Genomic DNA, 25,264 nt, shown 5'->3' with positions numbered 1-25,264 from the left:
ATGTTCGTAAACCGTTGCGGGTTACGGTCATCCCTGCGCGCTTGCGCGCGAATTACGCGGTGAACAGCTCCAGAAAGTGACGCGCGCTTTTGGAGAGATGCCGATTTTTGAGCCAGACCAGCCCGACCTCGCTCTCAATCGCAGCATTGGCGATGTTGACTTGCGTAAGGTTCGGCGGAGCGAAGACGCTCACAACCGATTTGGGCAGAATCGCCGCCCCGATCCCGGCGGACACCAGGGAGATAGCGATTGCGACGCTGGAGCATTCGCTAATAATTCTAGGCTCCAGACCAAGCTGCTTGAATTCGTGGAACACCTGATTGTGCATTCCGGTCGTTCTGTCCGTCTTTAAGGTGAGGAAGGGGAGCTGCGCAAGCTGCTGCAGCGTCATTTCCTCATGCTCGCCTTGGGTCCATTCTGACGGAAGGAGCGCAACGAAAGGATCGGACGGCAAGGGGAGAACGGAATAGTGCTCGGAATGAAAGTCTGACTGGAAGGGAAGACGGGTTACGATGAGCTCCAGATCGCGGTTCTCCATAAGTTCGCCCAACAGGAAGTGATCTCCTTCCTGGATTTTGAAGGTCACTTGAGGATACTTCTCCGTGAATCGGCGTAGAACCGGCGGAAGCAGCGAGACGCAGGATACGACCGCTCCGATGGAAAGCACGCCCTGTACGCCTTCTCCGAGCTCCTGAACGTAAGTTACCGTCTCGTCGAATTGATTCAGCAGCGTGATCGCCCTTTGGCGCAATAGCTCTCCCGCCTGGGTTAACTGCAGTTGCTTGCCGTTGCGGTCGAACAGCACGACGCCGAGCTCCTGCTCGATGAGCCTGAGCTGCCTGCTGAGCGGGGGCTGCTCCATGTTGAGCTGCTTTGCGGCGCGTGTAATCTGCCCTTCGCTGGCGATGGCCAAGAAATAACGCAGCTGTCGCATATCCATGTTTGCACCCTCCTCTTATACCTAAAAGGTATAGATAACCGACAAAACAGATATTATCAATATACTTAACGCTTTGGTATCATTCAACTATATACACAGCGGGCTATTATTAAAGGAGAAGATGTTGAAATGAGTTATTCCATCTCGATCGAGCGGACGAGCGCTCTTAAGCAGAAGCCGGATTTCTCCCAGCTGGGCTTCGGCAAGTATTTTACCGACCATATGTTTATCGTGGAGTACGATGACGGAGAGGGATGGCACGACGCCAGAATCGTTCCGTATCAGCCGATCTCGCTGGACCCGGCCGCTAAAGTGTTCCATTACGGACAGACGGTATTCGAAGGGATGAAGGCGTATAAGGATGCCGAGGGCAAGGTGGCTCTCTTCCGTCCCTTCAAGAATCTGCAAAGGCTCAATCGCTCTAACGACCGCCTGAGCATCCCGGCTATAGACGAGGGATTGGCCCTGGAAGCGTTGAAGCAGCTCGTAACCATCGACGAATCGTGGATACCGACAGAGGAAGGAACGTCTCTGTACATTCGGCCTTTTGTGATCTCGACCCAGGCCGCGCTCGGGGTTTCTCCCTCGGAGAAATACTTGTTTATGATCATTATGTCTCCGGTGGGCGCATATTACCGCGAGGGGATTAATCCGGTCAGCATTTATGTGGAGCCCCAATATGTGCGGGCCGTTCCCGGAGGGGTGGGCAACGCCAAGACGGGCGGCAATTACGCTTCGGGACTTAAGGCGCAGGAGGAAGCGTCCGACAAGGGCTATTCCCAGGTGCTCTGGCTGGACGGGGTTCATCGCAAGTATATAGAAGAAGTCGGCAGCATGAACGTCTTCTTCAAGCTCGCGGACAAGGTCGTGACGCCGGCGTTAAGCGGCAGCATTCTGGACGGCGTGACGCGCGACTCGGTCATTCAATTATTGAAATACTGGAACATTGAGGTGGAAGAGAGAGCCATCTCGATCGACGAGCTTGTCGAAGCCTACCGCAACGGCACGCTGGAGGAAGCCTTCGGCACAGGAACGGCCGCGGTCATCTCGCCTGTCGGCGAGTTGAATTGGCAGGGCGAGAGACTTATCCTGAACGGCGGACAGACAGGGCCGCTGGCCGCGAAGCTGTACGGCTTCGTGACGGGGGTTCAACGCGGGGCCGTCGAGGATCCGTTCGGCTGGCTGCTTAAGCTGTAGAATCGTTCATTCGAGCCGATCGCGGAGGAAATGACATTTATCGATAAACTTCTTGATAAAAGTAAGACCATAGTCTTATAATTAAATCGGATCGTTTATGCATAAAGACATGGTTGACTATATAAATAAACAATTTGATTGACACAACAACGAGACGCATGCACGAAAAGGCAAACCTTTTGAAAGAAAGGGACGCAAAGCTATGGGCCTAAGGAACTGAAGTTCTATGGTCGCCAAGCTACCGAATGGGGCGTTAGGCATCTTCCATTCGGAGGGTGTCTTTTTTATTGGTCCCAGCTTGCTTTTCGAGAGGTGTAGATTTTGAAGAAACAGATAACCGAGTCAGAGCTGCGTACGTTGATTCATCAATTGAACATTGATCGCGACGACGATTCTTCGGAGGAAGAGCCCGCAGATCCGCCTCTCAAGCAGGACGGATCCATTCGCATTCGCAATCAGCAGATTTCGGTTCAAGACCCGACGGGGGGCGGAGAATACGCCATTATCTACCCGATGAGCCCGGTTAAGCTGTATGTCAACGATGAGGAAGTGCTTTGGGAATCTCCGGTGAAGGCGACCGATCGGGTAACCTGGAAGGTCGAGGAGCAGCCTTTGTTTGAGATTACGATCAGCGAGGACAAGCTGTTCGCTTACTTGCTCGTGCATGCGAGAGAGCGCTATGCGACTACGCTCGTGGATGCGGGACCCGCTCAGCGGGTAATCGTTAGGGCGCAGGATGACGAGAATCTGGTGCTGAAGACAGTGCAGCTAGCGGATGTCGTGTCCAAGCTGGAAGCGATGTCGATTAAAGCGAGAATCGAGTTCGCCGCCATCCAGCAGGAGCTGCTGGAGCCGACATACAAACCGATTGTCGTAGCCAGCGGCAAGGAGCCGGTGGAGGGCCAGGATGCCCGCCTGGAGATTTACTTTCCTCAGCAGGTGACGAGCGAGTTTTTCGAGGTTGAGGGCTCGATCGATTATCGTAACCATCTGCGTATTCCCACGGTCCAGAAGGGCGAGGTCATGGCGCGAAAAATTCCGATGCAGGAAGGCACCGCAGGCTACGATGTGCTCGGCAATCTGTCGCTGCCTACTCCGCCGAAGGACATCTTCATCATGGGAAAGCCGAATGTGGAGCTGACGCCTGACGGAGTCGTCATCGCCAAAGCGCAAGGAAGGCCGAGAGTGACCGGCGGCAAAATCAAAACCTTCGACGTGTCGACCGCTTACGTCATTTCCGGCAATGTGGACATTGCGACCGGGAACATCGTCTTCTCGGGAGACGTGCTCGTTTACGGCGACGTTACGGATAATATGATCATCGAATCGCTGGGCAACGTCTATGTGTACGGCAATGTCTATAATTCGACGATAACGGCTACCGGAAGCATCAACGTAAGGGGCAACGCCATTGCCAGCAAGCTGTATTCCGGCTATTTCGGCGTACTGTTCAATCGGCTCTATCATACGTCGAAGCTGCTGTGCGACTACATCGAGAAGCTGCTGTCCGCTTCCAGAATGCTGGAGCAAGCCTTGGAGGCCAAGAGACAGAGCGTACGCTATGGGCAGATCGTCCAGCTTCTTCTGGAAACGAAGATGAAAGAGATCGTTCCGGCCATTAAAGAGCTTCATGTCGTAATCTCCAACATTCAGCACATCAAGCAGGCGGAATACGAGAGGCTTAAGGAATTGTCGCTTATATTCTCGCAGCCTACCCAACTGATAGAATCGGCCACCTATGAGTACGTGCAGAGCTTTCTCGCCTTGCTGCAGGATACCCATAAAGAGGTGGCGAGAATGCAGGAGGAGAACGTGGAGATCAGTATCAGCCAAAGCCAGAACAGCCAGCTGAAGTCGAACGGTGACATCGTGGTTCATCGCGACGGGGTGCTGCTGTGCGAGCTGTTCTCGGCCCGGAACATCGTGTTTCACTCAAGCCATTCGATCTGCAGAGGCTCCCGTCTGGAAGCCGGGGACAGCATTCAAGCGAAAATCATTGGCGGGCAGACGGGGGCGAACTCCATCCTTAAGGCCAAGCGTAAGATTCAGGTAACGAAGATGTACTCGGGCAGAGTGTGCATCGGAAAATACTGCAAGGATATATTCGAGCCCATCGATCAAACCACCTTCGACATTCAGATGCTCAAGAGGAATGAATAGAAGGCCGAGAGAACAAATTTCGCATAACGAACAGTGCTTGGTGGGGTGGACATGCCGCTTTCGCGACAGAAATCGTACATAGGAATGCGAGTTAACAAAAATATATATAACGACCAGGGAACTCTGATCGTTCCGATCATGCGGGTGCTGACGGATAAGGAGGTTCAATTGCTGAATCGGCAAGGGGTAGCGTTGTCCGATCAGGATGTTGAACCGGTTTCGCTTGTCCATCTTGTGGAATCGACCATCCGGGAGGTTCGGGAGCTGTTCATGTTCGCCAAGCAAACGGATCGAATTCCGTATGAGGATGTGCAGAGCAAGATCATTCCCGTCATTCTGTTCATGAGCAATCATCCGAATTTGAATCAGATTCTCTTCTATCTCGAGGTTCACGACGAGTATGTCTATCGGCACAGCATCGCTGTAGCTCTGCTGTCCAAGCTGATCGGCAAAGCGCGGGGCCTGAACGACAAGCAAACGCTGGAGCTGATGACGGCGGGCTTCCTTCACGATATCGGAAAATCGCGAATTCCCGGCGCGATTCTCAACAAGCCGGGGAGGTTGACGGAGGAGGAGTTCGCCATCGTGAAGGAGCACACGCTTCACGGCTTCGAGATTCTGAAAAACTCGGAGGGCTTGCCCGAACGCCATGCCTACGTGGCGCTTCAGCATCATGAGCGCGAGGACGGCAGCGGTTATCCGTTCGGTCTGAAGGCGGACCAGATCGACGTGTACAGCAAGATCGTCGCCGTGGCCGACGTCTTCCATGCCATGGTGTCCAAGCGGGTCTACAAGAGTCCGCTCCCGCTTTATCAGGTGCTGAAGGAATTGGCGGCTAACGTGTACGGATCGCTTGAGCCAGCCATTACGCTAAGCTTCCTCAAGAGGATTATGGATATGCTGATCGGCAATACGGTCGTGTTGTCCGATGGGAGAGAGGGGAAAATCGTCATGGTAAGCGCTCAGGATCCTGTTCGCCCCATCGTGGAGGTGGCGGGCGAATACATCGATTTGAGCAAGCTCCAGGACATCAATCTGGACAAGATTGTGGCCGAATAGCCCGAAGATAGATATAACGAAACAGGTCGCGTCAAGGAGCAGTGCTTCCCTTGAACGCGACCTGTTTTTGTTTGCTTGGGCAGCCATACCACGAGCGGGAGGGCGAAGATCAGCCCTTGACCGCTCCCGCGACTACGCCTTTGACGATATATTTCTGCAGCAGAATGAATACGACGATGGAAGGCAGCACAGCCATCACCATGGCCGTCATGGCATATTGCCAGTCCGACGTATATTGCCCTACGAAGGTATAGGCGGCAAGCGTGAGCGTCTTCGTGGACGGCGAGCCGTTGACCATGAGGAGCGGGAGCAGGAAGTCGTTCCAGATCCACATCACGTCGATGATAATGATCGTTGTCGTAACGGATTTCAGCAGCGGGAAGATCACGCTGAAGAACAATCGGAAACCGGAAGCGCCATCGATCGTCGCGCTTTCGTCGATCTCCTTCGGAATGCCCTTCACGAAACCGTGATAGATGAAGACGGCCAATGGAGCGCCGAAGCCCCAGTACAGGAGGCCGAGTCCCCATGTGCTGTTGTTCAAGTGGATGTCCTTCGCCAATTGCAGCACTGTCAGCATGATCGATTGGAAGGGAATGAGCATGGGCATGATGCACAGGAAATAAATAATCGTGCTCGTGCGGCTCTTCGTTCGAGACAGCTTGTAAGCGGCAATAGAAGAAACCAGCACGATACCGACGAGTCCGACGACCGTAATAATCGTATTGTTCAGAAACAGCCGAGGGTAGTTGATGAAAGACCAGACGTAAGAATAATTTTCGAAGGCCAGCTGCTTGGGCAGGGCGATGACATCGCTCATGACTTCTCCGAAGTTTTTAAGCGAGTTGTTAATGGCCAGGAACAACGGATACAGGAACAGGAGCGAGAGAAGCACCATTACGATTTCGAGGACGATCCGTCCCGCCTTGTTGCTTTTCATCAGGCTTCAATCTCCCTTCTCTTGAAGAGGGTCAGTTGAACTATAGTGACGATCAGTACCGCCACGAACAGAATAAGCGCTTTAGCCGTGCCGTATCCATACATGTTGTTCTGGAACGTGTCCCGGTAAATATCGTAAGCGACGCTGTAGGTCGTTCCGCCGGGGCCTCCTCCGGTCAGCGACAGGATGACGTCGAATACTTTGATCGAGTTCGTAAGCGCCATGAACACGGAGATGGTAATGGACGGCGCCAGCAGCGGAAGCGTAATGCTGAAAAATCTGCGAAGCGGCCCTGCGCCGTCGACGGTCGCCGCTTCCTTCAGATCCTCCGGCACCGATTGCAGGCCGGCAATGTAGATGACCAGGTAGAAGCCGATCGATTGCCAGATCGAGACGCCCAATATGGAAATGAAGGCAAGTCCGGGCTCTCCCAGCCAGCTGAGCTTGAATATGGCCCAGCCCGTGCTGGCTCCGAGGGACTCGAAGCCCTGCATGAAGATGAACTTCCAGATGAAGCCGACAATGACTAGGCTCAGAATGTACGGAATGAAGAACGACGTTCTAAGCCAGGTAGAGCTCTTGAGCTTCATGTCCAGAATGACGGCCAGCAGAATAGCCAGCACATTGATCAGAACGATATACAGCACGGCATATTTGATGGTGAACCAGGCCGCGTTCGTAAAGTTGGCGTCGCCCGTGAAGATTTGCTTGAAGTTATCCAGACCGATGAACTTCGGATTTTTGGATATCCCGTTCCATTTCATCATGGAGTATTGAATCGTCATGGCGAACGGAATATAGAAGGCGACCGCGATGCAGATCATAACCGGCAGGGTGAAGATGCCGAACTCCAGTTTGTCGCTTACTTTTCTCCCGAAGGACTTAAACATAATAGCACCTCTCCTAGGATCTGTTTCACAGATCGTCCCGAATGTGGCATGATGTAAGGGTTTCGACTTTGCTTTGTGTATTATAAAACAGCCTCGTTACCGCGAAAAATGGATTTAAGAAGCCATTTAAGGGTAAAAAGGTGGACGGAATAAGGGGCGCGGATCTTATGAACAAACGAACGAGGCGGTTCTTCGGGTGGGCGATTCGTCTGTACGACAGAATTTCCCGGCGGCTGGTGAACAAGCTCATCCTGCTGTTTACGTCGATCATTATTCTCGTCGTTGCATCGTTGACCGTAATTTCCTATCAGATTCTGGAGAAGGAGTCGGTGGGCAACAGTATCGCGAGCACCACGAACAATCTCCATCTGGTCAATCAGAATCTGGAAAGCTACCTGGACGGCATCGAGCAATTGTCCTTGCCGAACATTCGATATGTCGAGCTGACGAACGCCATTGTCCGTCAAGACAAGGATTACGCCTCCAGAATGTATTTGGAGAATTACTTGCGGCAGCTTTATTTTTCCCGGGACGACCTGGTGACGATCTATCTGTACCTCGTGGAGGAGCAGAAATATTATTCCATAACGAAGGAAAATTATAATATCACGGTGAGAACCGGTACGGCCGGGGACGTGAAGGGAATGCCCTGGTATCGGCAAGCGCTGGACAATCCGTCCAACCGCTTGTTTCAAGCCTTCACGCCTGGCAGCGCGGCGCAATTGGGATATCCGGTAGAGCCGAAGGATACATTTATGGCGTACCACAGGGTGCTTCGGACGATCGTGAATCGGGAGCCTCAAGCGGTGCTGTCTTTCTATTTCAACTCCTCCGCGATGCAGGATATTCTGAGCGACGTTCCTTTCAGCGAGGGCCAGCACTTGCTGTTTCTCAACCCGGACGACGAAGCTTTTTACTTGGACGACCCTGCCTTCTACGGGGAGAGGGAAAAAGAGGGGCTGATCGAGAGGCTGGGCGAAGGCAAGGAAGGGCGCTTCACCTGGAGCGTCGGCGGACGGAAGTACATGGTGGTCTATAATGTCGGGGAGCAGCTGGGCTGGAAGCTCGTGAAGCCGATTCCTTACAAGCAAATCTACGAGGCCGCGACGACAAACCGCAACATCGGCCTGATCATCGGCTTGTTGTTCCTGCTGCTCTCCGTTGTTCTCGTAACGTTTACCTCCAATGCCATAACGCGGCCGCTGAAGAAGCTTTCCGGCCAGATGAGCCGATTCAGCGCGGGAGATTTCGAAGCGGAGGCCAACGTGCAGGGACGTGATGAGATCGCTTATCTGTCGCGGCATTTCAACCTGATGGTCAAACGAACCGGAGAGCTGATCAATGAGCGCTACAAGATGAAGCTGGTCGAGAAGAATGCGATTCTGAAAGCGCTGGAGGCGGAGATCAATCCGCATTTTCTCTATAACGCTTTGCAGGCGATATCCACCAAGGCGCTGAAAAATGATCGTTATGACATCGCGGATATGGTCGACGCATTGGCGCTGACATTAAGATACTGCATCAGCGGCAAGGATATCGTGCTTGCGCGGGAGGAATTAAAGCATATTGAACGGTATTTGTCCCTGCAGAAGGCCAGATTCGGAAGCCGTCTGCAGGTGGAATACGAATGGGACGATGCGATGAAGGAGCTGCAGCTGCCAAAGCTGTCTCTGCAGACGCTGGTCGAGAACGCCATCAAGCATGGCCTCGAGCGAGTGGCCAATACGGTGACGATCTCCATTAAAGCCGGCATGGAGGGCGATCAAGCCGTCATCGTGGTGGGGGACGATGGGCCGGGTTTCGAGAAGGACAAGCTGGAGCAGGTGATGAAGTCCTTTCAGGACAGCTGGGAAGACCGCAACGAAAGCTACGACAGCATCGGGCTGGTCAATCTGCACACGAGGCTGAAGCTTCTCTACGGCGAGGCGGCAGAGCTTCGCATTCGGTCCGAAGGGTCCGGAACGGAAATGGAAATGAGAATACCGCGAAGGAGTGGCAGCGATGGTTAACGTGCTGATCGTGGACGATGAGGAGCCGGTTCGCGAGGCGATTCGCATCTTGGGCGAATGGAGCAAGCTGGGGGTGACGGAGCTGTGGGAAGCGACGGACGGACGCATGGCGCTGGACAAGCTGGCCGATCTTCCCGTCGATCTGGCCATTGTAGACATGAAGATGCCTGAGCTTAACGGGGCCGAGCTGCTGCGATTGATCGAGCAGCAATACCCGGAGCTGCTGGTCATCGTCATTAGCGGCTACAACGACTTCGAGTACACCCGGCAAGCGATTCGCTCGAAGGTCGTGGATTATTTGCTCAAGCCGATCAACCGGGAGGATCTGAACCAGGCTCTCCGAAAGGCAATTCATGTTCTGGATGCCCGGCGCGAGATGGCATCCGAATCCATTCACAAAAATATAACGCTGAACCTGTCGCTGCCCAAGCTGAAGGAAAAAATTTATTTGTCGCTTCTGGAACGGGGCAGCCATAATCCTCTCAACGACACGCTTCTGCCGCTGATCGGAGCGGACAATCCTTCGAATCGCTTTGCCGCCTCCGTCATAAGGCTGATGAACATGGGAGAAGTTGCGGCCAAGCGGTTTCAGCGGGACTTCGATTTGCTGCACTTTGCCGTCGCCAACGTCATGAACGATGTTGCCGGAGAATACGTGCAGTGCTTCAGCATGGCCAATCCGAAGCAAGAGCGCGAGATCGTAACGGTGATGACCTCGGCGGACAGCTATCGAGAGGAAATGAGCTATCGAGCCGACCATCTGCTGAAAAAAGCGGCCAGATTGCTGGACGAGCTATTCGGATTGAAGGTGATCACGGGCTTGGGGACGATTTGCGAGGAGGTCGCGGAGCTGGCGGTTTCTTACGAATCCGCTCGCACCGCGCTTAACGGAATCGACTTGCTTAAGATGCCGCTCGCGGTCGCGGCCGTAAGGGCGGATATCTCGGCTGCGCATGACAGCTACTCTCTTGTGGGAAGGCTTCCCCTCATTCGAAGCGCGCTGGAGAGCGGCAATGTTACGCAGGCCAAAAGCATTCTAAGCGACTTCATCGGCAAGTGGAAGTCGGCGGAGGGTTTAAGCATCGGCCAGGCGGATCGGGCACTGCAGGAGTTTATTATTCTGATGAACGATCTGGCGCTAGAGCTAAAGGTATCCGCCGAGCGCTTGCCGCTGCATGATCGTCTCTACCCGGCATTGCGGGAAGCCGGCATCGATGCGGATTTCTTCTGCGCGGATCAATATGAGGCGCTGATGCTCCGCATTCTGGAGTATTACGGGAACGAAATTCGTCGCGCGCTGACGTCCAACCGACCGTTCGAGGTAGGCGACATTAAGGCTTACATCGATGCTCATTATTTTGAGGACATCAAAATTTCGATGTTTACCGAGAAATATTTCTTAAGTCGGGAATACTTGATGAAGCTGTTCAAGCAGCAGTTCGGCTTCGGAATTCACGAGTATGTGCAGAAAATTCGGATGGATAAAGCCAAGCAACTGCTCGATGACCCGGCGCTTAAGATTCAGGAGATTGCCGCTATGCTCGGCTACAAAGATAAGAATTACTTCAGCAAAGCGTTTCGGAACTACTATTCCGTATCGCCGTCGGAATACCGGGACAGTCTGGGGAAAGGCTAAAAAGCGGACAAAGGACAAAGCGCCACTTTTTTACCCTTAACAATTCACTTATGTGCATTTTTATCATCCGGCTTTTTCTTTAGAATAGGCAACGTAGACCACAACCAATCAAAGAAACGGGGGCAATACGATGTTTAAAAGGTTTGGCGCTCTCTCCTTGAGCCTGGCTCTGGTGATGGGAATTCTCGCCGCATGCGGAAGCAACAACAATGCCGGCAACGGCGGCGCTTCGGCAACCGGATCGTCGGAGCCGGATTCCACGAAGCCGGTCACGATCAATATGTTCACCGCTTCTCCGGAGTATACCGACGCTTTCAACGCTTATATCGCGGAATACAAAAAAGTAAAGCCGAACGTCACCATCAACCTGGAAATTATGCAGGCCGACTATAACACCGTCTTGAAGTCGAGAATCGCGGCAGGCAGCACGCCGGATGTATTCCAGACGACGGCCGGGGGCGATATCGATACGTTCGCGGAATACAGCGCAGACCTGACGAACGAGCCTCTCGCCGCGGCGATGACGGATGCGGTTCGGTCGAATATGTCTTCCTCGGACGGCAAGGTGCTTGGCCTTCCGGTAAAGGGCAACCTGTTCGTGCTGATGTACAACAAGAAGCTGCTGGCCGACGCGGGCATTGCGACTCCTCCAAAGACGACAACCGAGCTGAAGGATGCAATTGCGAAGCTTGAAGCCAAAGGGATTACGCCTTTCGCCAACGCCTACAAGGAATGGTGGGTGTGGAAGCACATCGCTCAGCATTTTGTGAATGCGGCAGCTCAGGATGCGGGAATCAGCTCCAAGGATCTGGTCAACCAATTCATCGAGGGCAAGACGACGTTCAAGGATCACCCGGCGCTGTACAACAACTTCTTCGAGTTTATCGATCTTACAGTCAAGCATGGCACGGACAAGCCTCTTGAACGGGATAGCAACGCCGAGGTCAGCGACTTTGCTTCCGGCAAGGCAGCCTTCATGACCGGTAAAGGCGCATGGGACGAGGAAGCGATCAAGAAGATTACGCCTGACTTCCAATTGGGCATTATGGGTTATCCGGTCAGCGATAAGGCTGAGCAAGCGCAAATCATTACGGGCGCCGACCAAGCGCTCCGCATCAACAAGGATTCCAAGGTGGCCAAGGAAACGGTTGAATTCTTTAACTGGCTGTACACGTCCGATTACGGCAAATCGTGGTTCTCTACAGTAGCGAAGGTAATTCCGCCGATCAAGGATGCGCCGATGCCGGATCTGGATATGCCGAAGCAGATGGAGGAGATTCTGAAGGCGGAGCCTTCGGGCGACCTGTCGGTCAACTACTCCCTGGATACGTTCCACCAAAAGTTCGGCGAGCTGATGCAAGCCTACATCGGCGGAAGCAAGAGCAAGGATCAAACCGCTGAAGAAATTCAGCAAGCGTGGATTCAACTGGGCTCCGCGCAATAAAGCGATCCCGATGCCAACCGGCCTCCAATCCCCCTCCTTGAGGGATTGGAGGCCTTGCTGTAGGCGCAAGGAACGCCGAGAGGTTCAACTAACGAGAAGAAGGACGTGGATAAGGAATGAGGGGCAACTCGATTACGGTGACGGAGAACGGCCTGCATCTGGCTCTGGAGATCATGGACGATGGAGACGTCAGGCTGGTGCATTTTGGCGCGCTTCCTCTGAGCGCGGAAGATATCGAAGAGCGGCAGAGGTCGGCTTTTCGGATCATGGAGCTGCAATTCACCGGTGAAGACCGCGCCGAGTATCACGGAAGATCGCATCGCGCGTCCTTTCCCGGCCTGCGGATGGTTTACGACGGTCACGAGGATACGCGCAACGAGTATGGCAGGAAGCTCGACATTCGGCTGACGGACCCGATCACGGCCGTGGAGGCGATCCAGCATTATCAGTTCTATGACGGGGTTCAGACGCTTCGCAGCTGGACGACCTTGCACAATCGGGGGGACGGGGAGATCGGCGTGGAATACGTTTCTTCGTTTGCCTTGACAGGTCTGGACAAGGAAGGGGCGGCGGACCGCGACGAGAAGATGCGGCTGCACCTGGCCCACAACGGCTGGCAGAGCGAATTGCAATGGCGTTCGTACGCGCTTCCCGAGCTGGGGCTGTCCCATCTCATCGATCGGGGCTCCAAGCGTGTCGGCTGCAGCAATACCGGCTCCTGGTCGGCGGCGGAACATCTCCCGATGGCTGTACTTGAAAATAAACAAGCCGGAACGAGCCTGTTCTGGCAGATTGAGCATAACGGCTCCTGGCATTGGGAGATCATCGATCAGGCCGATAGGCTGACGCTGCTTGCGAGCGGACCGACGGAGCACGACAATCAGTGGTGGAAGCTGCTTCGGCCGGGAGAGCGATTCGTCTCGGTTCCCGTTGCGGTCGGAGCGGTCAGCGGCGGCTTTGAGCAAGCGATCGGAGAGCTTACGACATACCGTCGCCGCACTCGCAGAAGCAATGCGGACAACCGCGAGCTGCGGATTATTTTCAACGATTACATGAACTGTCTCTGGGGCGATCCGACTACCGAGAAGCTGCTTCCTCTGATCGATGCCGCCGCCGATGCGGGCTGCGAATATTTCTGCATCGATGCCGGCTGGTACGCTTCCGGAGAATGGTGGGACGGCGTCGGAGAATGGATGCCCTCGCAGGAACGGTTCCCCGGAGGCATCAAGTACGTCCTCGACTACATTCGCGGCAAGAGAATGATTCCGGGTCTATGGCTTGAGCTTGAGGTCATGGGGGTGAACAGCCCGAAGCTGGCGGAGACCGACGATTCCTGGTTTTTCATGCGGCATGGCAAGCGGGTCAAGGATCGCAGTCGGTACCAGCTGGATTATCGCCAGGACGCCGTTGTCGCCCATGCCAACGAAGTCATCCGCCGTCTGGTGGAGGACTACGGGGTCGGCTACATCAAGATGGATTACAACATTAACGCGGGAATCGGCACAGAGGCGAATTCGGATAGCTTCGGGGACGGGCTGCTGGAGCATAATCGCGCTTATCTGGCTTGGCTGGACGGGATCTTCGCCAAGTACCCCGATCTGGTCATCGAGAACTGCTCCAGCGGAGGCATGCGGATGGATTACGCCATGCTGAGCCGCCATAGCATTCAATCGACGAGCGATCAGGAGAATTACGTGAATTACGCCGCCATCGCGGCAGCTTCTCCTGCGGCGTTAACTCCGGAGCAATCGGCGATATGGTCTTATCCGCTGCGGGAGGGCGACGACGAAGAGGTCGTATTCAATATGGTGAACGCGCTGCTGCTTCGCGTGCATCAGAGCGGCCATCTGGCAGAGCTGAGTCCGCGCAGACGGGAGCTGGTCAAGGAAGCGCTCGATTATTACAAGTCGATTCGCGCCGATATTCCCGAAGCGCTGCCATTCTGGCCGCTCGGCTTACCGACGCAGCAGGATGACTGGATCAGCCTTGGGCTGCGGCGCGGCAACCGCATTTATTTGGCCGTGTGGAGAGTGCGCGGCGACGGGGAAGAGGCTCGGCTTCCGCTAGGCTTCCTGAGCGGAAGCGAGCCGAAGGTTCGCTGCGCCTATCCTCAAGGAGGCGAAGCGCAGTGGAGCTGGCGCGCGAAGGAGGGCGAGCTGACCGTGCGTCTGTCGAAGACGCAAACGGCCAGATTGTTCGAGCTTCATGCGGAATAAAACGCGGGGTGGATAAGGGGGAGGCAGCGTATCTCGCAGAACGCGAACCAGAGCCTTATACGTTCAGCCACCATATGCCCGCGCATTCGGGCAGGTGTGTCAGGCCGAGCGAGGCTGCCTTGTCGGCCAGTTCGTCTCCGAAGAAGAAGCGGGTTAGACGCTCGGCCTCTTCCGCGTTCTCGAAGGCATAGTCCAGACGAATCCAGCGGTGGGAGAAGCCATATTCGCCAGTCAACTTGGCATAGTAAGGCCTTAGGAAGTCGGGCGGAGAAGGCGTCTCGTGCCCGGTGCCGAGCGTTTCGAAAATAATAGCGGCGCCGCCGCGGCGGAGCACGCGCTTAATCTCGGTCACGATCTTCTTCAGATTCTCCTCCCACTCCGGCACGTTCGAGCCGGTCAGGTAGCAGATACTCCAGCCGGATACGACAAGATCCGCGCTGTCGTCTGCAAGGGGAAGCTTGCGATGGTCGGCGACCTGCATCGTCCAATTGGTCAGCCCCGCCTGATGGAGGCGAGCTGCGGCGATTTGCAGCATGGCTTCGGCGGCATCAAGCGCAATAAGGGACTTCGCTTCGGGGGCGAGAACGGCCGACAGTCTGCCTGTACCCGCCCCCATGTCGACGATGTCCCTCCCGCCGATCGGAGCAATCTCTTCGATAACGGCTTTCAGATTGGACTGGCGAGCAATGAGCTCATGGTATTGCGCGGCTTCTTCTTCGTAAATTCGATCATGATCGGGCACGGCGGTTCCTCCTTAACGGGCGCATATCACATGAAGCTGCTCGTTTATTTGTACGTATTCTGTCGCCAAGCCGCGCTCTGCGAACCAGGCCGCAAGCTGCCGGACAGACGGGTAGCCGGCTTGTCCCGCAGCTTGCGGGAGGGGGCTCGCTTCCATAAGGTCGGCGATGCATATGCGGCCGCCCGGCTTCAAAACCCGCCGCATCTCTTCCAAGGCAAGGCTCTGCTGCTCCCGGGACAGATGATGGAACGCAAAGCTGGTAACGACGAAGTCGAACTGCTCCTTCAAATAGGGGAGAGCCAGGAAATTGCCGACGCGCGTGTCCATATCGGGGTGCTTGACCTGACACAGACGGAGCATTTCTCTGGACTGGTCGACACCGGACATGACGCAGCCTCGCTCCCGGAATCGGCCCGCGAGGTTCCCGGTGCCTGTACCGATATCGAGCCCCCGTTCTCCGGCGTTCGGGTGCACCATGCGAATCGCGTTATCCAAGGCTTGCTCGTAATCCGCATAGCTTCCTGTGCTTTCGGCGACTCTCTCGTCATGGGTCGGGGCGAGCCGGTTGAAGTCCCAGCGGTCCTGCCAATTGCTTCGTTGCTCCCGGAGCCGCCGCGAGGCGCTGGCAAGCGCGTAGAGATGGTCAAGGGACACGGCTTGATCCGTCTTTACAAGCTCGATCATGCGGTCGGCCGTCTCGATGACTTGTTTGAGCTGCAGCCACTCGGACATGATAATCGACCGCTGAAGCTCCAGATAGTAGCGAAGCTCCTCCATTCCGTTCGTTTCCCATCCCGCCAAGGCGTGCTTGATGTCGTTGAGAGACATGCCGGCTTCGCGCAGCGACACGATTGTTTGCAGCCGCCATATGTCGTTGTCGGCGAATACGCGGTAGCGGTTGCCTTCCTGCTTGGCGGGAGAGAGAAGCCCTCGCTTCTCATACAAACGAATGGCGCGCGGCGAAATTCCGAGCTTGTCGGCCGCTTCCTTGATTTTCACTGCGATCGCCTCCTTGCTATCATTGTAAACCTTGTCCCTGCGTCAAGGTAAAGGCTGAATATTAGCACAAATAAACCCTTGCGAGAAGGGTGGCAGACCTGTACCTTAGAGCTGTAGCCACTACAATCCGCTATCGGCACAGGAGGTCAGCATGGACTTGAGCATTTCCGCAGCAGTCTCCTGGGGGCTTGTCTCCCTGTTCGTTCTTGCTGCGCTCTCCATCGTATGGATGAGCTGGCGGAACGGGATCTCGCCGATGCCGGCATCGGCGCTCGTTCGCCGCGCCGTTACCGCCGAGATTAATCGATCGAGCGGAGGCGGCTTAATCTTAGAGGCGGGATCAGGCTGGGGGACGCTGGGCATCCATCTCGCCAAGTACTGCCAGCCGCGGCAAGTGCGAGGCGTTGAAAACTCGCCCATCCCCCTGGCCGTGTCCCGAATGATGGCCTGGCTGACATTTGGGGCCCGGAAGCCAGCTGCGAGAGCTGTTTTTGTCAAAGGGGACATCTATCAAATCTCCTATCGGGAGGCGGAAGCGGTCGTCTGTTACCTGTTTCCCGGGGCGATGCGGCGACTGGCCCCCATATTTCGGGAGCAGCTTGGCGCGGAGGCTCGCGTCATCAGCGTATGCTTTGCGTTGCCCGGCTGGGAGCCGGAGCGGATAATCACTTGCGGAGACTTGTACCGCACGCGAATTTATGTTTACGGCAACAAAAACAGGCAACCGTCCGATTAATCGGAAGGCTGCCTGTTTTTCGCAGGAGGGGCTATGCCCGATTCAGATTGCCTTAATCTTCATCTGATCGCGCGTTACAAAACGGGTGTCGCCGTGCCCAAGGCGGGCGAAGCCGTTGTTACTTGATTACGGACGAGCGGTATTGCTCCGAGTCGACCATCTCGTCGACCGTGACCAGCTCGTAACCTTTGGCTTGCAAGTCGCGAATCACCAGGGGCAACAGCTTAACCGTGTGCTCCAGCGCGTCCTTGCGTCCTCCGAATGAATGCATAAGAATGATGCCGCCCTCTTTGGTGTTCGTCATGACGTTCTTGTACATGTCCTCGACAGAGCTGCCTGCCCAATCCTTGGTGTCGACCGTCCATGCGACATGCTTCATGTTGCCCTTATGAACGGATTTCAGCACGGCGTCCGAAACCGCGCCGTAAGGCGCGCGCAGAATACGCGGCGTTGTACCGGTCGCCTTCACGATTTCCTTCTGCGCTTTATCGATCTGCTCGGCTCTCGCCTTGGCCGACAGCTTGGTCAGGTTGCCATGGGACCAGGTGTGGTTGCCGATCGAGTGGCCTTCTTCCGCTATGCGCTTCGCCGTTTTCGGGTACTTCTTGACCTGGGTGCCGACCAGGAAGAAGGTTGCCTTTACGTCGTGCTCCTTCAGAATATCGAGGATTCGCTCCGTATATTTGTGGTCCGGACCATCGTCGAAGGTCAAGGCGACCAGCTTGCGATGAACGTCTTTCACCGGAGCGGTCGGAGAAGACGGCTTGCTCTCGACCGGCTTCTCGGAGGCCGTCCCCCCTTGCTGCGACGCCGGTGGCTTCGCCGAGGTCGTCTTCCCTGGTTTAACGGCAGGAAGCGCGCTTTCTGCAGGCGTGGCCGTGCTTCCAGTTGAATCCGGCTTCGAAACAACGGCCTCCGGGGTGGCCGCATCCGCGACGTGCGCCCCCGATAGTCCGATATGCTGCCATGTGTATACAAAGGCGCCTCCGACCAGTACCGCCGATAATAGCAGGAGGCTCGCTCTGCTCCATCTTAATCTTTTGAACTTCAATCTTTTTCCCCGCATTGCCTTATCCTCCACAGTTCGCAGTCCAGACAGAAAAGAGAGGCGTTTGGGGATGACCGGCACAGAAGAGATCCCCATCCCCTGCCGCGCTGGCCGACTTCGCTTTCTGTTCTTGTTGGTTATCCTATTAGACGGAGGAGAGGGAGAGAAAGTTGGAGCATTCGCGACAATTTATTAATTTTTTTGTCGATGGTTTGTCTTAGAAGAACGTGCGGAAGGCTTTTCGTTTTCTCTCCGGAAAACCGCCATTATCCGTTGTCGGAGCGCGCAGCGCCTCGATTCGGGCAGTATTGGCCATCGCTGCCGCCCTTTCCTGCAGAGCTTCTACAGTGGAGGTTAGATGAGTAACGACTCGGAGCAGCTCGTCCAGCTCGGCGCGGTGCTGCCGGACTTGCACCGATACGACTTCGTCGGCCTTCTGTTCGAGCGAACGCTCGATTTCGGAGATGCGAAGCAGCAGCTCGCGCTTCCCCGGAGAGCTGGCGTTCTCCTCCCGGGGGTCCTCGCTTGAGACGGGAAGGCCGGGCAGGGTGATCTGCTCCAGCGTGCTTCCCTGTTCGGTTCGGTCTTTAATGTATCGGAGCAGCTCGAATTCGCGCGGGGAGAAGACGTAATGGCCCACGGAATCTTTACGGAAGGAAGGCGAGAACTGGGCGGCCCATCGCTTGACGGTCGTAGGGCTCACGCCGAGTCTCTCGGCGGCTTCTCTCGTTTTCAAGGCGCTCATGGCAATCACTCCATTCGCTAGGATACTTAACCCAATTCGAGATTCCTTACGCGCTCCCTGCGCGGGCGACAAAGGAAGTGTCGATTCGCCAAACAAAGTGCAAAGATTACAAAAAGAAGGCCGCCCGATAATAGAGACTTGAAGAAAGTGGGTAAAATAAAGATAAACGTCTTTAAAGGAGTCCTTATCCGCTATGGCAAGCGATCAAATCTTTCAGTCTGAGAAAAAAATCATTATTCGCAACATCGAGCCCACAGACTTCGATAAAATCATGGAGCTGCAAAGCATCTGTTTTCCGAATATGGATCCGTGGAAGCCGGCTCAACTGGAAAGCCACGTCCGCATTTTCCCCGAGGGGCAAATCTGCGTAGAGCTGGACGGGGAGATCATCGGCTCCTGCTCCAGCCTGATTGTGAACTTCGACGATTATTTCGAGCAGCATACGTATGCAGAGATTACCGACAAGGGGTACATCCGCAACCATAATCCGCGAGGCCGCAACCTGTACGGCATGGAGGTCATGGTGCATCCGAAATACCGCAGAATGAAAATCGGCCGCAGGCTGTACGAGGCGCGCAAGAGACTGGCCGAGCAACTGAACCTGAAGAGTATTATCGTCGGGGGACGGATTCCGGGCTACCATCACTACAGCGACAGGATGACGCCAAGGGAATACGCGGAGGAAGTGCTGCAGCAGAATATTTACGACTCGGTGCTAACCTTCCAGATGATGAACGGCTTCACGCTAAAACGGATCATTACGAACTACCTGTCCGACGACGCCGATTCCAAGAACTATGCGGCTTTGCTGGAATGGAACAATATCGATTACAAACCGAGCATCGACAAGCTTCATTACAAAATGTCTTTTCCGGTTCGCATTTGCGTCGTGCAATATATGATGAAGAAGATCGATTCCTTCGACGAGTTCGCGACCCAATGCGAGCATTACGTGGACGTAGCCTCGGATTATAAATCCGATTTCGCCGTCTTTCCGGAAAACCTCACGATGCAGCTGCTCTCCTTTCTGGATGAACGCTCGCCGAGTCTGGCCATTCGCAAGCTGAGCACCTATACCGCCCAATATGTGGAGCTGTTCTCGGAGCTTGCGGTCAAATATAATGTGAACATCGTCGGCGGCTCCCACTTCGTCGAAAGCAACAACCGGATGTATAACGTCGCTCATCTGTTCCGGCGGGACGGTACGATCGAGCAGCAATACAAGCTGCATATATCCCCGAACGAGCGGAAGTGGTGGGGGATTAACGGCGGCTCCGAGCTGGGCGTATTCGATACGGATTGCGGTAAAATCTCGATTCAGCTCAGCGGCGACATTGAGTACCCCGAGCTTTCCCGGATTGTGGCGGAGCAAGGGGCGCGGATTATCTTCGTTCCGTTCTGCGCGGAAGACCGCCAGACCTTCCTCAGGGTCAAATATTGCGCCCAGGCGAGGGCGGTTGAGAACCAGGCGTTCCTTGTCACTTCGGGGACGGTCGGAAACCTGACGCACGTCGACAACGTAGATATTCAATATGCGCAATCCGGCATCTACACGCCGGCCGACTTCTCCTTCCCCCGCGACGGGGTTGCCGGGGAGTGCAGCGAGAATACCGAGACGGTCATCATGGCCGAGGTAGACATGGAGGTTCTGGAGCGTTATCGTAAGTCCAAGGACACGCTATCCTTCCAGGATCGCAGAACCGATCTGTATTCCTTACAAATTCGTTCTTAACTTCAAGAGGTGCATGATGAAAAAACTAATCGTAGCAACGGTTCAATATGGGTTGGCGGACATCGCGTCCGAGGAGCAGTTCTGGACGGGAATCGCGGACAAGGTTCGCGATGCGGCGGAGCAAGGCGCGGAGCTGATCGTGTTTCCGGAGTATATGACCGCCCATCTGCTAAGTCTGGAGCCGCCGATGCTCCATGATGAGGCATGCGCGTATCTCGACCATAGGACCGAGACGTACACGCGTTTTTTTGCGGACCTTAGCCGGGAGACGAACATCGCCATTCTGGCCGGCACGCACATCTGCCGGGCGGAGGGGGGCGAACAGGGCGATTACGTCAACCGCGCCTTCCTCTTCTTCCCGGACGGCAGAACCGAGGCGCAGAGCAAGGTGCATCTTACGCCGGAGGAGCAAATTCGCTGGCCGCTTGTTCCGGGCGAGAGCTTGAACGTATTCGAGACGCCGTGGGGCAAGATGGCGATCCTGACCTGCTACGACATCGAGTTCCCGGAGCTGGCCCGAGCCGCCGCCTTGAGGGGAGTGGAGACGATTCTGTGTCCTTCCTATACGGACAGCTCCTACGGCTATCATCGCGTGCGGTATTGCTGCCAAGCGAGAGCGGTGGAAAATCAGTTGTTCATCGTGCTGAGCGGTCTGGTCGGCGCATTGTCCGAGGATCGTCCTCAGGTAGATACCGGCTTCAGCCAGGCCGGCGCCTTCGCGCCGTGCGATCTGCCCTTCGAGCCGGACGGCATTATTCAAGCGGGAGAGACCAATCGGGATATGACGGTGCTGGCCGAGCTGGATTTCCACCTGCTTCGGGAGAATCGCGCGCAGGGCGCGGTCGCGCCCTTCTATGACCGCAGGCCGGAGTTCTACGAGAACGAGCATCGCAAGTCGGGGCATTAATGCCGGGTAAGCCAGCCGGTTGCACGAAAGCCGCTTTCCGAATCCGGGAAGCGGCTTTTGCGTGGACGAAGCCATTGTATCGAAAAAACTGAAGCGCTTTCAATTAGTCAACAATAGATAACGAAGTAAAAAGATGCACATTGCTGCGGGATTTTCTCCGTTCTTATAATGAAAGCGTAGACATCGCATGCGGCTTCGTCTCGAACTCAAACAAGGGGGAATGGAAGTGAACGGTAGAAGGAGCACCAGACGAGCAGTCAAAGGACTGGCATTATTAATAGGGGCTGCCTTAGTGGTCTCGGCATGCAGCGGCAACAAAGAAGAGAGCAAGGGAAGCCAAGCTCCGGCGTCCAGCGCGTCAAGCTCGCCGACGCAGGCGGCCACTGCCGCCGATCCCTTCGGCAAATACGATCCGCCGATCGTGTTGACCACCGTACGGAATCTGAACGATGTCATCGAGAACAACGTGCTATCGGTTCTGAAGGGAGAGACGTTCGAGGATAATCGTTGGTCGCGCATCTATGAGGAGCAGATGGGCATCAAGCTGAAATATAACTGGGTCGTCAAGGGAGGAGATACCTCCGATCAATACGTACAGAAGCTGAATGTCACGCTGGCCTCGGGAGAGCTGCCTGATTTCATTACGGTGAACGCCGTTCAGCTCAAGCAGCTTGCCGAATCCGATCAGATCGAGGATATGAGCGCGCTGTACGAGCAATACGCTTCCCCATTCACAAAAGAGGTTCTTTCTCAAGAGGGAACGGGGCCGATTGATGCCGCAACGTTCGACGGCAAGCTGATGGCGATTCCGCAGGTTGAGTCCTCTATCGAGCGCTCCATGTATATTTGGATTCGCACGGACTGGCTGAGCAAGGTAGGTCTTCAGCCTCCTAAGACGATGGCGGATGTTAGGGAGATTTCCAAGGCGTTCGCTGAAAGGGACCCTGACGGGAATAACCAGAGGGATACGTATGGCTTAGGTCTGACCAAGGACGTCTTCGGCGGGGCAATGGGACTTGAAGGCTTTATGGCTGGCTTCAATGCCTATCCGAATATCTGGACTGAGGATGCATCCGGCAAGCTGGTATTCGGCAGCATCCAACCGGAGACGAAGAAAGCGCTTCAAGCGCTTCAGGAAATGTACAAGAACGGAGAGATCGATAAGGAATTCGGCATCAAGGACGGCGGCAAGGTCTCCGAGCAGATCGCTGCCGGTAAGATCGGCATGGAGTACGGAGAGCAGTGGAACTCCATCTGGCCGCTGCAGATGAACAAGAACAACGACAAGGAGGCCCAATGGCAAGCTTTCCCGATCGTCTCCGAAACCGGCGAAACGCCTAAGGTCCCGTTGAAGTTCAGTACAACGAAATTTATTGCGATCAAGAAGGGCGCTAAAAACCCTGAAGCGGTCATCAAGCTGTTCAACCTGCATCTCGAGAAAAACTGGGGCGAGACGGCCGAGTTCGACAAGTACTACGCGCCGCCGAATGCGGAGAGCGTCTGGCAGTTATCCCCGGTAACGCCGTACCCGCTGAAGAAGAATTTGGACGCCTTCCGCCAGATTGACGCGGCTCGCAAAGCAGGCGACATGAGCGTATTGAAGGGAGAAGCCAAAACCATTCAGGAGAAGCTGGACATGTACGCATCCGGCTCATCCGAGGGGTTTGCCCTGTGGGGATGGGAACGAATCTACGGTACAGAGGGCTCGATGGGCATCGGCAGCCAGTACGATCGGAACAATCAGTTCTTGATGGATAAATTCGTGGGAACGCCGACACCGACGATGGTAGAACGCAAGACAACGCTTGAGAAGATGCAGAACGAGACGTTCATCAAGATTATACTGGGACAGTCGGTGGACGAATTCGACAAGTTCGTAGCGGACTGGAAGAAGCTCGGCGGAGAGCAGATTACGCAAGAGGTCAACGACTGGTATGCGAGCTTGAAATAAAGTTCGGCAGGAGGAGGCGCAACAGTACGCCTCCCCTGCTTGTTCTTGCTTGAGCAGGAGGAGAGACAGAATGAATAAACTGCGGATTTTGAGAGAATTGCCGCTTCACTTGATGATCTTGCCGGGAGTTATCTTTATTTTGATCTTCTCCTATACTCCAATGGCGGGTATCGTGATTGCGTTCCAGAAGTTCATACCGGCCAAGGGCTTGTTTGGTGACCAGAAGTGGATTGGCTGGGGCAATTTCGAATATGTGCTCGACCTGCCGAGCTTTACCCAGGTGATATGGAATACGCTGTACATTTCCAGCTTCAAGCTCATGTTGGGTCTTGTGGTGCCGATCGTGATGGCGATTTTGCTGAACGAGCTGAAGAATGAAGCGATCAAGCGCACGGTTCAGACGAGCATCTATTTGCCGTTTTTCCTCTCTTGGGTCGTGCTGGGCGGCATCTTGATCGACCTGCTCTCTCCTTCAGGAGGGCTTGTGAACTCCCTGCTAGGAACGTTCGGAATCGAGCCGATTTTTTTCCTGGGTGATAACAAATGGTTCCCGGTAACCCTAATCTCCTCGGATGTGTGGAAAAACTTCGGATATGGCACCATCATCTATCTGGCGGCAATAACGGGCATCGATCCGGGGCTTTATGAAGCAGCCACGCTAGACGGAGCCAATCGTTGGAGGAAAGCCTGGCATATTACGCTGCCGGGGATGCGGATGGTCATTGTGCTGTTGGCCGTTCTCAGCCTGGGCCAGTTGTTGAATGCAGGATTCGATCAAGTATTTAATCTGTACAGCCCGCAAGTCTATGAAAGTGGAGATATTCTGGATACCTTCGTCTATCGGATCGGCATCCTGGACGCCCAATACGGCGTGGCTACCGCGGTCGGCTTCTTCAAGTCGCTCGTATCGCTTGTCCTTATCTCCGTATCGTATTACTTCGCTTATCGCTTCGCCAAATACAGAATTTTCTAGGAGGAGCCACGATGACCGGCCGTTCTCTGCAATCGAAGGATGCTGCTCCGCCCTCATTCCGAAGCGCCGGCAAGCGGTTCGACTGGTTTGCCTGCGCCAATACAATTTTTTTGATAGTAATCGCGCTCATCTGTCTGTTGCCGCTGATTCATATTGTAGCCTTGTCGTTCAGCTCTAGCTCTGCGGCTTCTGCGGGATATGTCAAGCTATGGCCCGTGGATTTTACGCTGGCGTCCTATAAGTTCACGGCGTCCAGGGAGGCGTTCTGGCAATCGATGCTGATCTCGGTTCAACGGATTTTCATGGGAACGCCATTAAACTTGCTGTTGACCATAATGATTGCCTATCCCTTATCGAAGTCTACTCAGCAATTTCGATTTCGGCTAATATACGCTTGGTTGTTTTTCGTTACCATGCTTTTTAACGGAGGTCTTATTCCGTGGTATACTACCATAAAGCAGCTTGGTCTGCTGGATTCGATTTGGGCGTTGGTGCTGCCTGGGGCTGTGCCTGTGTTCAGCATCGTGCTGCTGCTTAATTTTTTCCGGGCCGTGCCTAAAGAGCTTGAAGAATCGGCCATTATCGACGGGGCCGGACAGTGGACGACGCTGTGGCGCATCTATGTGCCCATCTCCAAGCCGGCAATCGCCACGCTTGCGCTGTTCTCCATGGTGGAGCACTGGAACAGTTGGTTTGACGGCCTTCTTCTAATGGGCGATCCGGTGCGTTATCCGCTGCAAAGCTATATCCAGACCATTGTAGTGCAAATGAATCTCGGGTCGATGTCGATGGAGGAACTGAAGAACCTGGCCGTCATCTCCGATCGGACGCTGAAGGCTTCCCAGATTTTCCTCGGCTCGCTGCCGATCATCGCCGTCTATCCGTTTCTTCAGAGATTTTTCGTCAAGGGCATCGTGCTTGGAAGCGTAAAAGGATAAGG

General features: G+C 54.8%; 20 protein-coding genes and 1 riboswitch. Of the genes, 13 read left to right on the top strand and 7 right to left on the bottom strand.

Annotation, left to right across the window (positions count from 1 at the left end):
- Positions 1-52 precede the first annotated feature (52 nt).
- A complete protein-coding gene (locus tag ACFO1S_RS09350; protein WP_204602624.1) occupies positions 53-940 on the bottom strand; it encodes a LysR family transcriptional regulator in 888 nt (295 codons plus the stop codon).
- Positions 941-1,069: 129 nt separating this feature from the next.
- On the opposite strand from ACFO1S_RS09350, the gene ACFO1S_RS09345 reads away from it, so the two are divergent.
- The 3 genes from ACFO1S_RS09345 (at position 1,070) to ACFO1S_RS09335 (ending at position 5,356) form a co-directional block, all read left to right on the top strand.
- Positions 1,070-2,137, top strand: a complete 1,068-nt coding sequence (locus ACFO1S_RS09345) for a branched-chain amino acid aminotransferase (protein ID WP_204602625.1) — start codon at positions 1,070-1,072, stop codon at positions 2,135-2,137.
- Positions 2,138-2,296: 159 nt separating this feature from the next.
- A riboswitch (cyclic di-GMP riboswitch) is annotated at positions 2,297-2,383 on the top strand.
- Positions 2,384-2,458: 75 nt separating this feature from the next.
- Entirely contained in the window at positions 2,459-4,297 is a 1,839-nt protein-coding gene (locus tag ACFO1S_RS09340; RefSeq protein ID WP_204602626.1) for a flagellar assembly protein A, read from the top strand.
- Between the two features lie 84 nt (positions 4,298-4,381).
- Positions 4,382-5,356: an HD-GYP domain-containing protein gene (locus ACFO1S_RS09335; RefSeq protein ID WP_204602627.1), complete on the top strand. Its 975-nt coding sequence runs from the start codon at positions 4,382-4,384 to the stop codon at positions 5,354-5,356.
- Positions 5,357-5,465: 109 nt separating this feature from the next.
- Here ACFO1S_RS09335 and ACFO1S_RS09330 read toward each other — a convergent pair whose 3' ends face one another.
- Positions 5,466-6,296 carry a carbohydrate ABC transporter permease gene (locus ACFO1S_RS09330; RefSeq protein WP_204602628.1) on the bottom strand — a complete coding sequence of 277 codons (831 nt, stop codon included), beginning with the start codon at positions 6,294-6,296 and terminating at the stop codon, positions 5,466-5,468.
- Positions 6,296-7,186 (bottom strand): carbohydrate ABC transporter permease, encoded by an 891-nt coding sequence (locus ACFO1S_RS09325; protein WP_204602629.1) that lies wholly within the window; start codon positions 7,184-7,186, stop codon positions 6,296-6,298. Before ACFO1S_RS09325 ends, ACFO1S_RS09330 begins: the two co-directional genes overlap by 1 nt.
- A gap of 167 nt (positions 7,187-7,353) precedes the next feature.
- Here ACFO1S_RS09325 and ACFO1S_RS09320 point away from each other — a divergent pair, with 167 nt between their 5' ends.
- The 4 genes from ACFO1S_RS09320 to ACFO1S_RS09305 all read left to right on the top strand — a co-directional run bounded on the left by ACFO1S_RS09320 (position 7,354) and on the right by ACFO1S_RS09305 (position 14,491).
- Positions 7,354-9,195 (top strand): cache domain-containing sensor histidine kinase, encoded by a 1,842-nt coding sequence (locus ACFO1S_RS09320; RefSeq protein ID WP_204602630.1) that lies wholly within the window; start codon positions 7,354-7,356, stop codon positions 9,193-9,195.
- A complete protein-coding gene (locus ACFO1S_RS09315) occupies positions 9,188-10,831 on the top strand; it encodes a response regulator transcription factor (protein WP_204602631.1) in 1,644 nt (547 codons plus the stop codon). The genes ACFO1S_RS09320 and ACFO1S_RS09315 overlap by 8 nt, the downstream gene beginning before the upstream one ends.
- 130 nt (positions 10,832-10,961) lie before the next feature.
- Positions 10,962-12,275, top strand: coding sequence for an ABC transporter substrate-binding protein (locus ACFO1S_RS09310; protein ID WP_204602632.1), 1,314 nt, complete (start codon positions 10,962-10,964; stop codon positions 12,273-12,275).
- Positions 12,276-12,391: 116 nt separating this feature from the next.
- Positions 12,392-14,491 (top strand): glycoside hydrolase family 36 protein, encoded by a 2,100-nt coding sequence (locus ACFO1S_RS09305; RefSeq protein ID WP_204602633.1) that lies wholly within the window; start codon positions 12,392-12,394, stop codon positions 14,489-14,491.
- 55 nt (positions 14,492-14,546) lie between these two features.
- On the opposite strand, the gene ACFO1S_RS09300 is transcribed toward ACFO1S_RS09305, so the two are convergent.
- Positions 14,547-15,233 (bottom strand): class I SAM-dependent methyltransferase, encoded by a 687-nt coding sequence (locus ACFO1S_RS09300; protein WP_204602634.1) that lies wholly within the window; start codon positions 15,231-15,233, stop codon positions 14,547-14,549.
- Between the two features lie 12 nt (positions 15,234-15,245).
- Entirely contained in the window at positions 15,246-16,232 is a 987-nt protein-coding gene (locus ACFO1S_RS09295; RefSeq protein WP_204602635.1) for a MerR family transcriptional regulator, read from the bottom strand.
- A 151-nt stretch (positions 16,233-16,383) separates the two neighbouring features.
- On the opposite strand from ACFO1S_RS09295, the gene ACFO1S_RS09290 reads away from it, so the two are divergent.
- Positions 16,384-16,968: a class I SAM-dependent methyltransferase gene (locus ACFO1S_RS09290; protein ID WP_204602636.1), complete on the top strand. Its 585-nt coding sequence runs from the start codon at positions 16,384-16,386 to the stop codon at positions 16,966-16,968.
- Positions 16,969-17,086: 118 nt separating this feature from the next.
- Here the strand turns inward: ACFO1S_RS09290 and ACFO1S_RS09285 are convergent, their stop codons facing one another.
- Complete coding sequence (locus tag ACFO1S_RS09285; RefSeq protein WP_204602637.1) at positions 17,087-18,034, bottom strand: polysaccharide deacetylase family protein; 948 nt, start codon at positions 18,032-18,034, stop codon at positions 17,087-17,089.
- A gap of 199 nt (positions 18,035-18,233) precedes the next feature.
- The gene (locus ACFO1S_RS09280; protein WP_204602638.1) at positions 18,234-18,761 is read right to left on the bottom strand and encodes a MerR family transcriptional regulator; all 528 of its coding nucleotides are present in this window, start codon (positions 18,759-18,761) and stop codon (positions 18,234-18,236) included.
- Between the two features lie 193 nt (positions 18,762-18,954).
- On the opposite strand from ACFO1S_RS09280, the gene ACFO1S_RS09275 reads away from it, so the two are divergent.
- From ACFO1S_RS09275 to ACFO1S_RS09255, 5 genes are all read left to right on the top strand, one after another.
- On the top strand, positions 18,955-20,493 hold the full coding sequence (locus tag ACFO1S_RS09275; protein ID WP_204602639.1) for a GNAT family N-acetyltransferase: 1,539 nt from the start codon (positions 18,955-18,957) through the stop codon (positions 20,491-20,493).
- A 13-nt stretch (positions 20,494-20,506) separates the two neighbouring features.
- Positions 20,507-21,400 (top strand): carbon-nitrogen hydrolase family protein, encoded by an 894-nt coding sequence (locus ACFO1S_RS09270; RefSeq protein WP_204602640.1) that lies wholly within the window; start codon positions 20,507-20,509, stop codon positions 21,398-21,400.
- 226 nt (positions 21,401-21,626) lie between these two features.
- Entirely contained in the window at positions 21,627-23,351 is a 1,725-nt protein-coding gene (locus tag ACFO1S_RS09265; RefSeq protein ID WP_204602641.1) for an extracellular solute-binding protein, read from the top strand.
- A gap of 70 nt (positions 23,352-23,421) precedes the next feature.
- Positions 23,422-24,324: an ABC transporter permease gene (locus tag ACFO1S_RS09260; protein ID WP_204602642.1), complete on the top strand. Its 903-nt coding sequence runs from the start codon at positions 23,422-23,424 to the stop codon at positions 24,322-24,324.
- A gap of 11 nt (positions 24,325-24,335) precedes the next feature.
- On the top strand, positions 24,336-25,262 hold the full coding sequence (locus ACFO1S_RS09255) for a carbohydrate ABC transporter permease (protein ID WP_204602643.1): 927 nt from the start codon (positions 24,336-24,338) through the stop codon (positions 25,260-25,262).
- The last annotated feature ends 2 nt before the right edge of the window (positions 25,263-25,264 follow it).

Source organism: Cohnella boryungensis (assembly GCF_042651945.1).
Lineage (GTDB): Bacteria > Bacillota > Bacilli > Paenibacillales > Paenibacillaceae > Cohnella > Cohnella boryungensis.
Note: the sequence above shows the minus strand (reverse complement) of the source record. Positions and strands in the feature narration are given on the sequence as shown.

Bases quoted from the DNA above. Each gene is read 5' to 3' on its own strand.
- ACFO1S_RS09280 (WP_204602638.1), bottom strand. From the start codon at position 18,761: ATGAGCGCCTTGAAAACGAGAGAAGCCGCCGAGAGACTCGGCGTGAGC.
- ACFO1S_RS09350 (WP_204602624.1), bottom strand. From the start codon at position 940: ATGGATATGCGACAGCTGCGTTATTTCTTGGCCATCGCCAGCGAAGGG.
- ACFO1S_RS09320 (WP_204602630.1), top strand. From the start codon at position 7,354: ATGAACAAACGAACGAGGCGGTTCTTCGGGTGGGCGATTCGTCTGTAC.
- ACFO1S_RS09305 (WP_204602633.1), top strand. From the start codon at position 12,392: ATGAGGGGCAACTCGATTACGGTGACGGAGAACGGCCTGCATCTGGCT.
- ACFO1S_RS09345 (WP_204602625.1), top strand. From the start codon at position 1,070: ATGAGTTATTCCATCTCGATCGAGCGGACGAGCGCTCTTAAGCAGAAG.
- ACFO1S_RS09310 (WP_204602632.1), top strand. From the start codon at position 10,962: ATGTTTAAAAGGTTTGGCGCTCTCTCCTTGAGCCTGGCTCTGGTGATG.
- ACFO1S_RS09335 (WP_204602627.1), top strand. From the start codon at position 4,382: ATGCGAGTTAACAAAAATATATATAACGACCAGGGAACTCTGATCGTT.
- ACFO1S_RS09270 (WP_204602640.1), top strand. From the start codon at position 20,507: ATGATGAAAAAACTAATCGTAGCAACGGTTCAATATGGGTTGGCGGAC.
- ACFO1S_RS09260 (WP_204602642.1), top strand. From the start codon at position 23,422: ATGAATAAACTGCGGATTTTGAGAGAATTGCCGCTTCACTTGATGATC.
- ACFO1S_RS09290 (WP_204602636.1), top strand. From the start codon at position 16,384: ATGGACTTGAGCATTTCCGCAGCAGTCTCCTGGGGGCTTGTCTCCCTG.
- ACFO1S_RS09325 (WP_204602629.1), bottom strand. From the start codon at position 7,186: ATGTTTAAGTCCTTCGGGAGAAAAGTAAGCGACAAACTGGAGTTCGGC.
- ACFO1S_RS09255 (WP_204602643.1), top strand. From the start codon at position 24,336: ATGACCGGCCGTTCTCTGCAATCGAAGGATGCTGCTCCGCCCTCATTC.
- ACFO1S_RS09285 (WP_204602637.1), bottom strand. From the start codon at position 18,034: ATGCGGGGAAAAAGATTGAAGTTCAAAAGATTAAGATGGAGCAGAGCG.
- ACFO1S_RS09330 (WP_204602628.1), bottom strand. From the start codon at position 6,296: ATGAAAAGCAACAAGGCGGGACGGATCGTCCTCGAAATCGTAATGGTG.
- ACFO1S_RS09275 (WP_204602639.1), top strand. From the start codon at position 18,955: ATGGCAAGCGATCAAATCTTTCAGTCTGAGAAAAAAATCATTATTCGC.
- ACFO1S_RS09315 (WP_204602631.1), top strand. From the start codon at position 9,188: ATGGTTAACGTGCTGATCGTGGACGATGAGGAGCCGGTTCGCGAGGCG.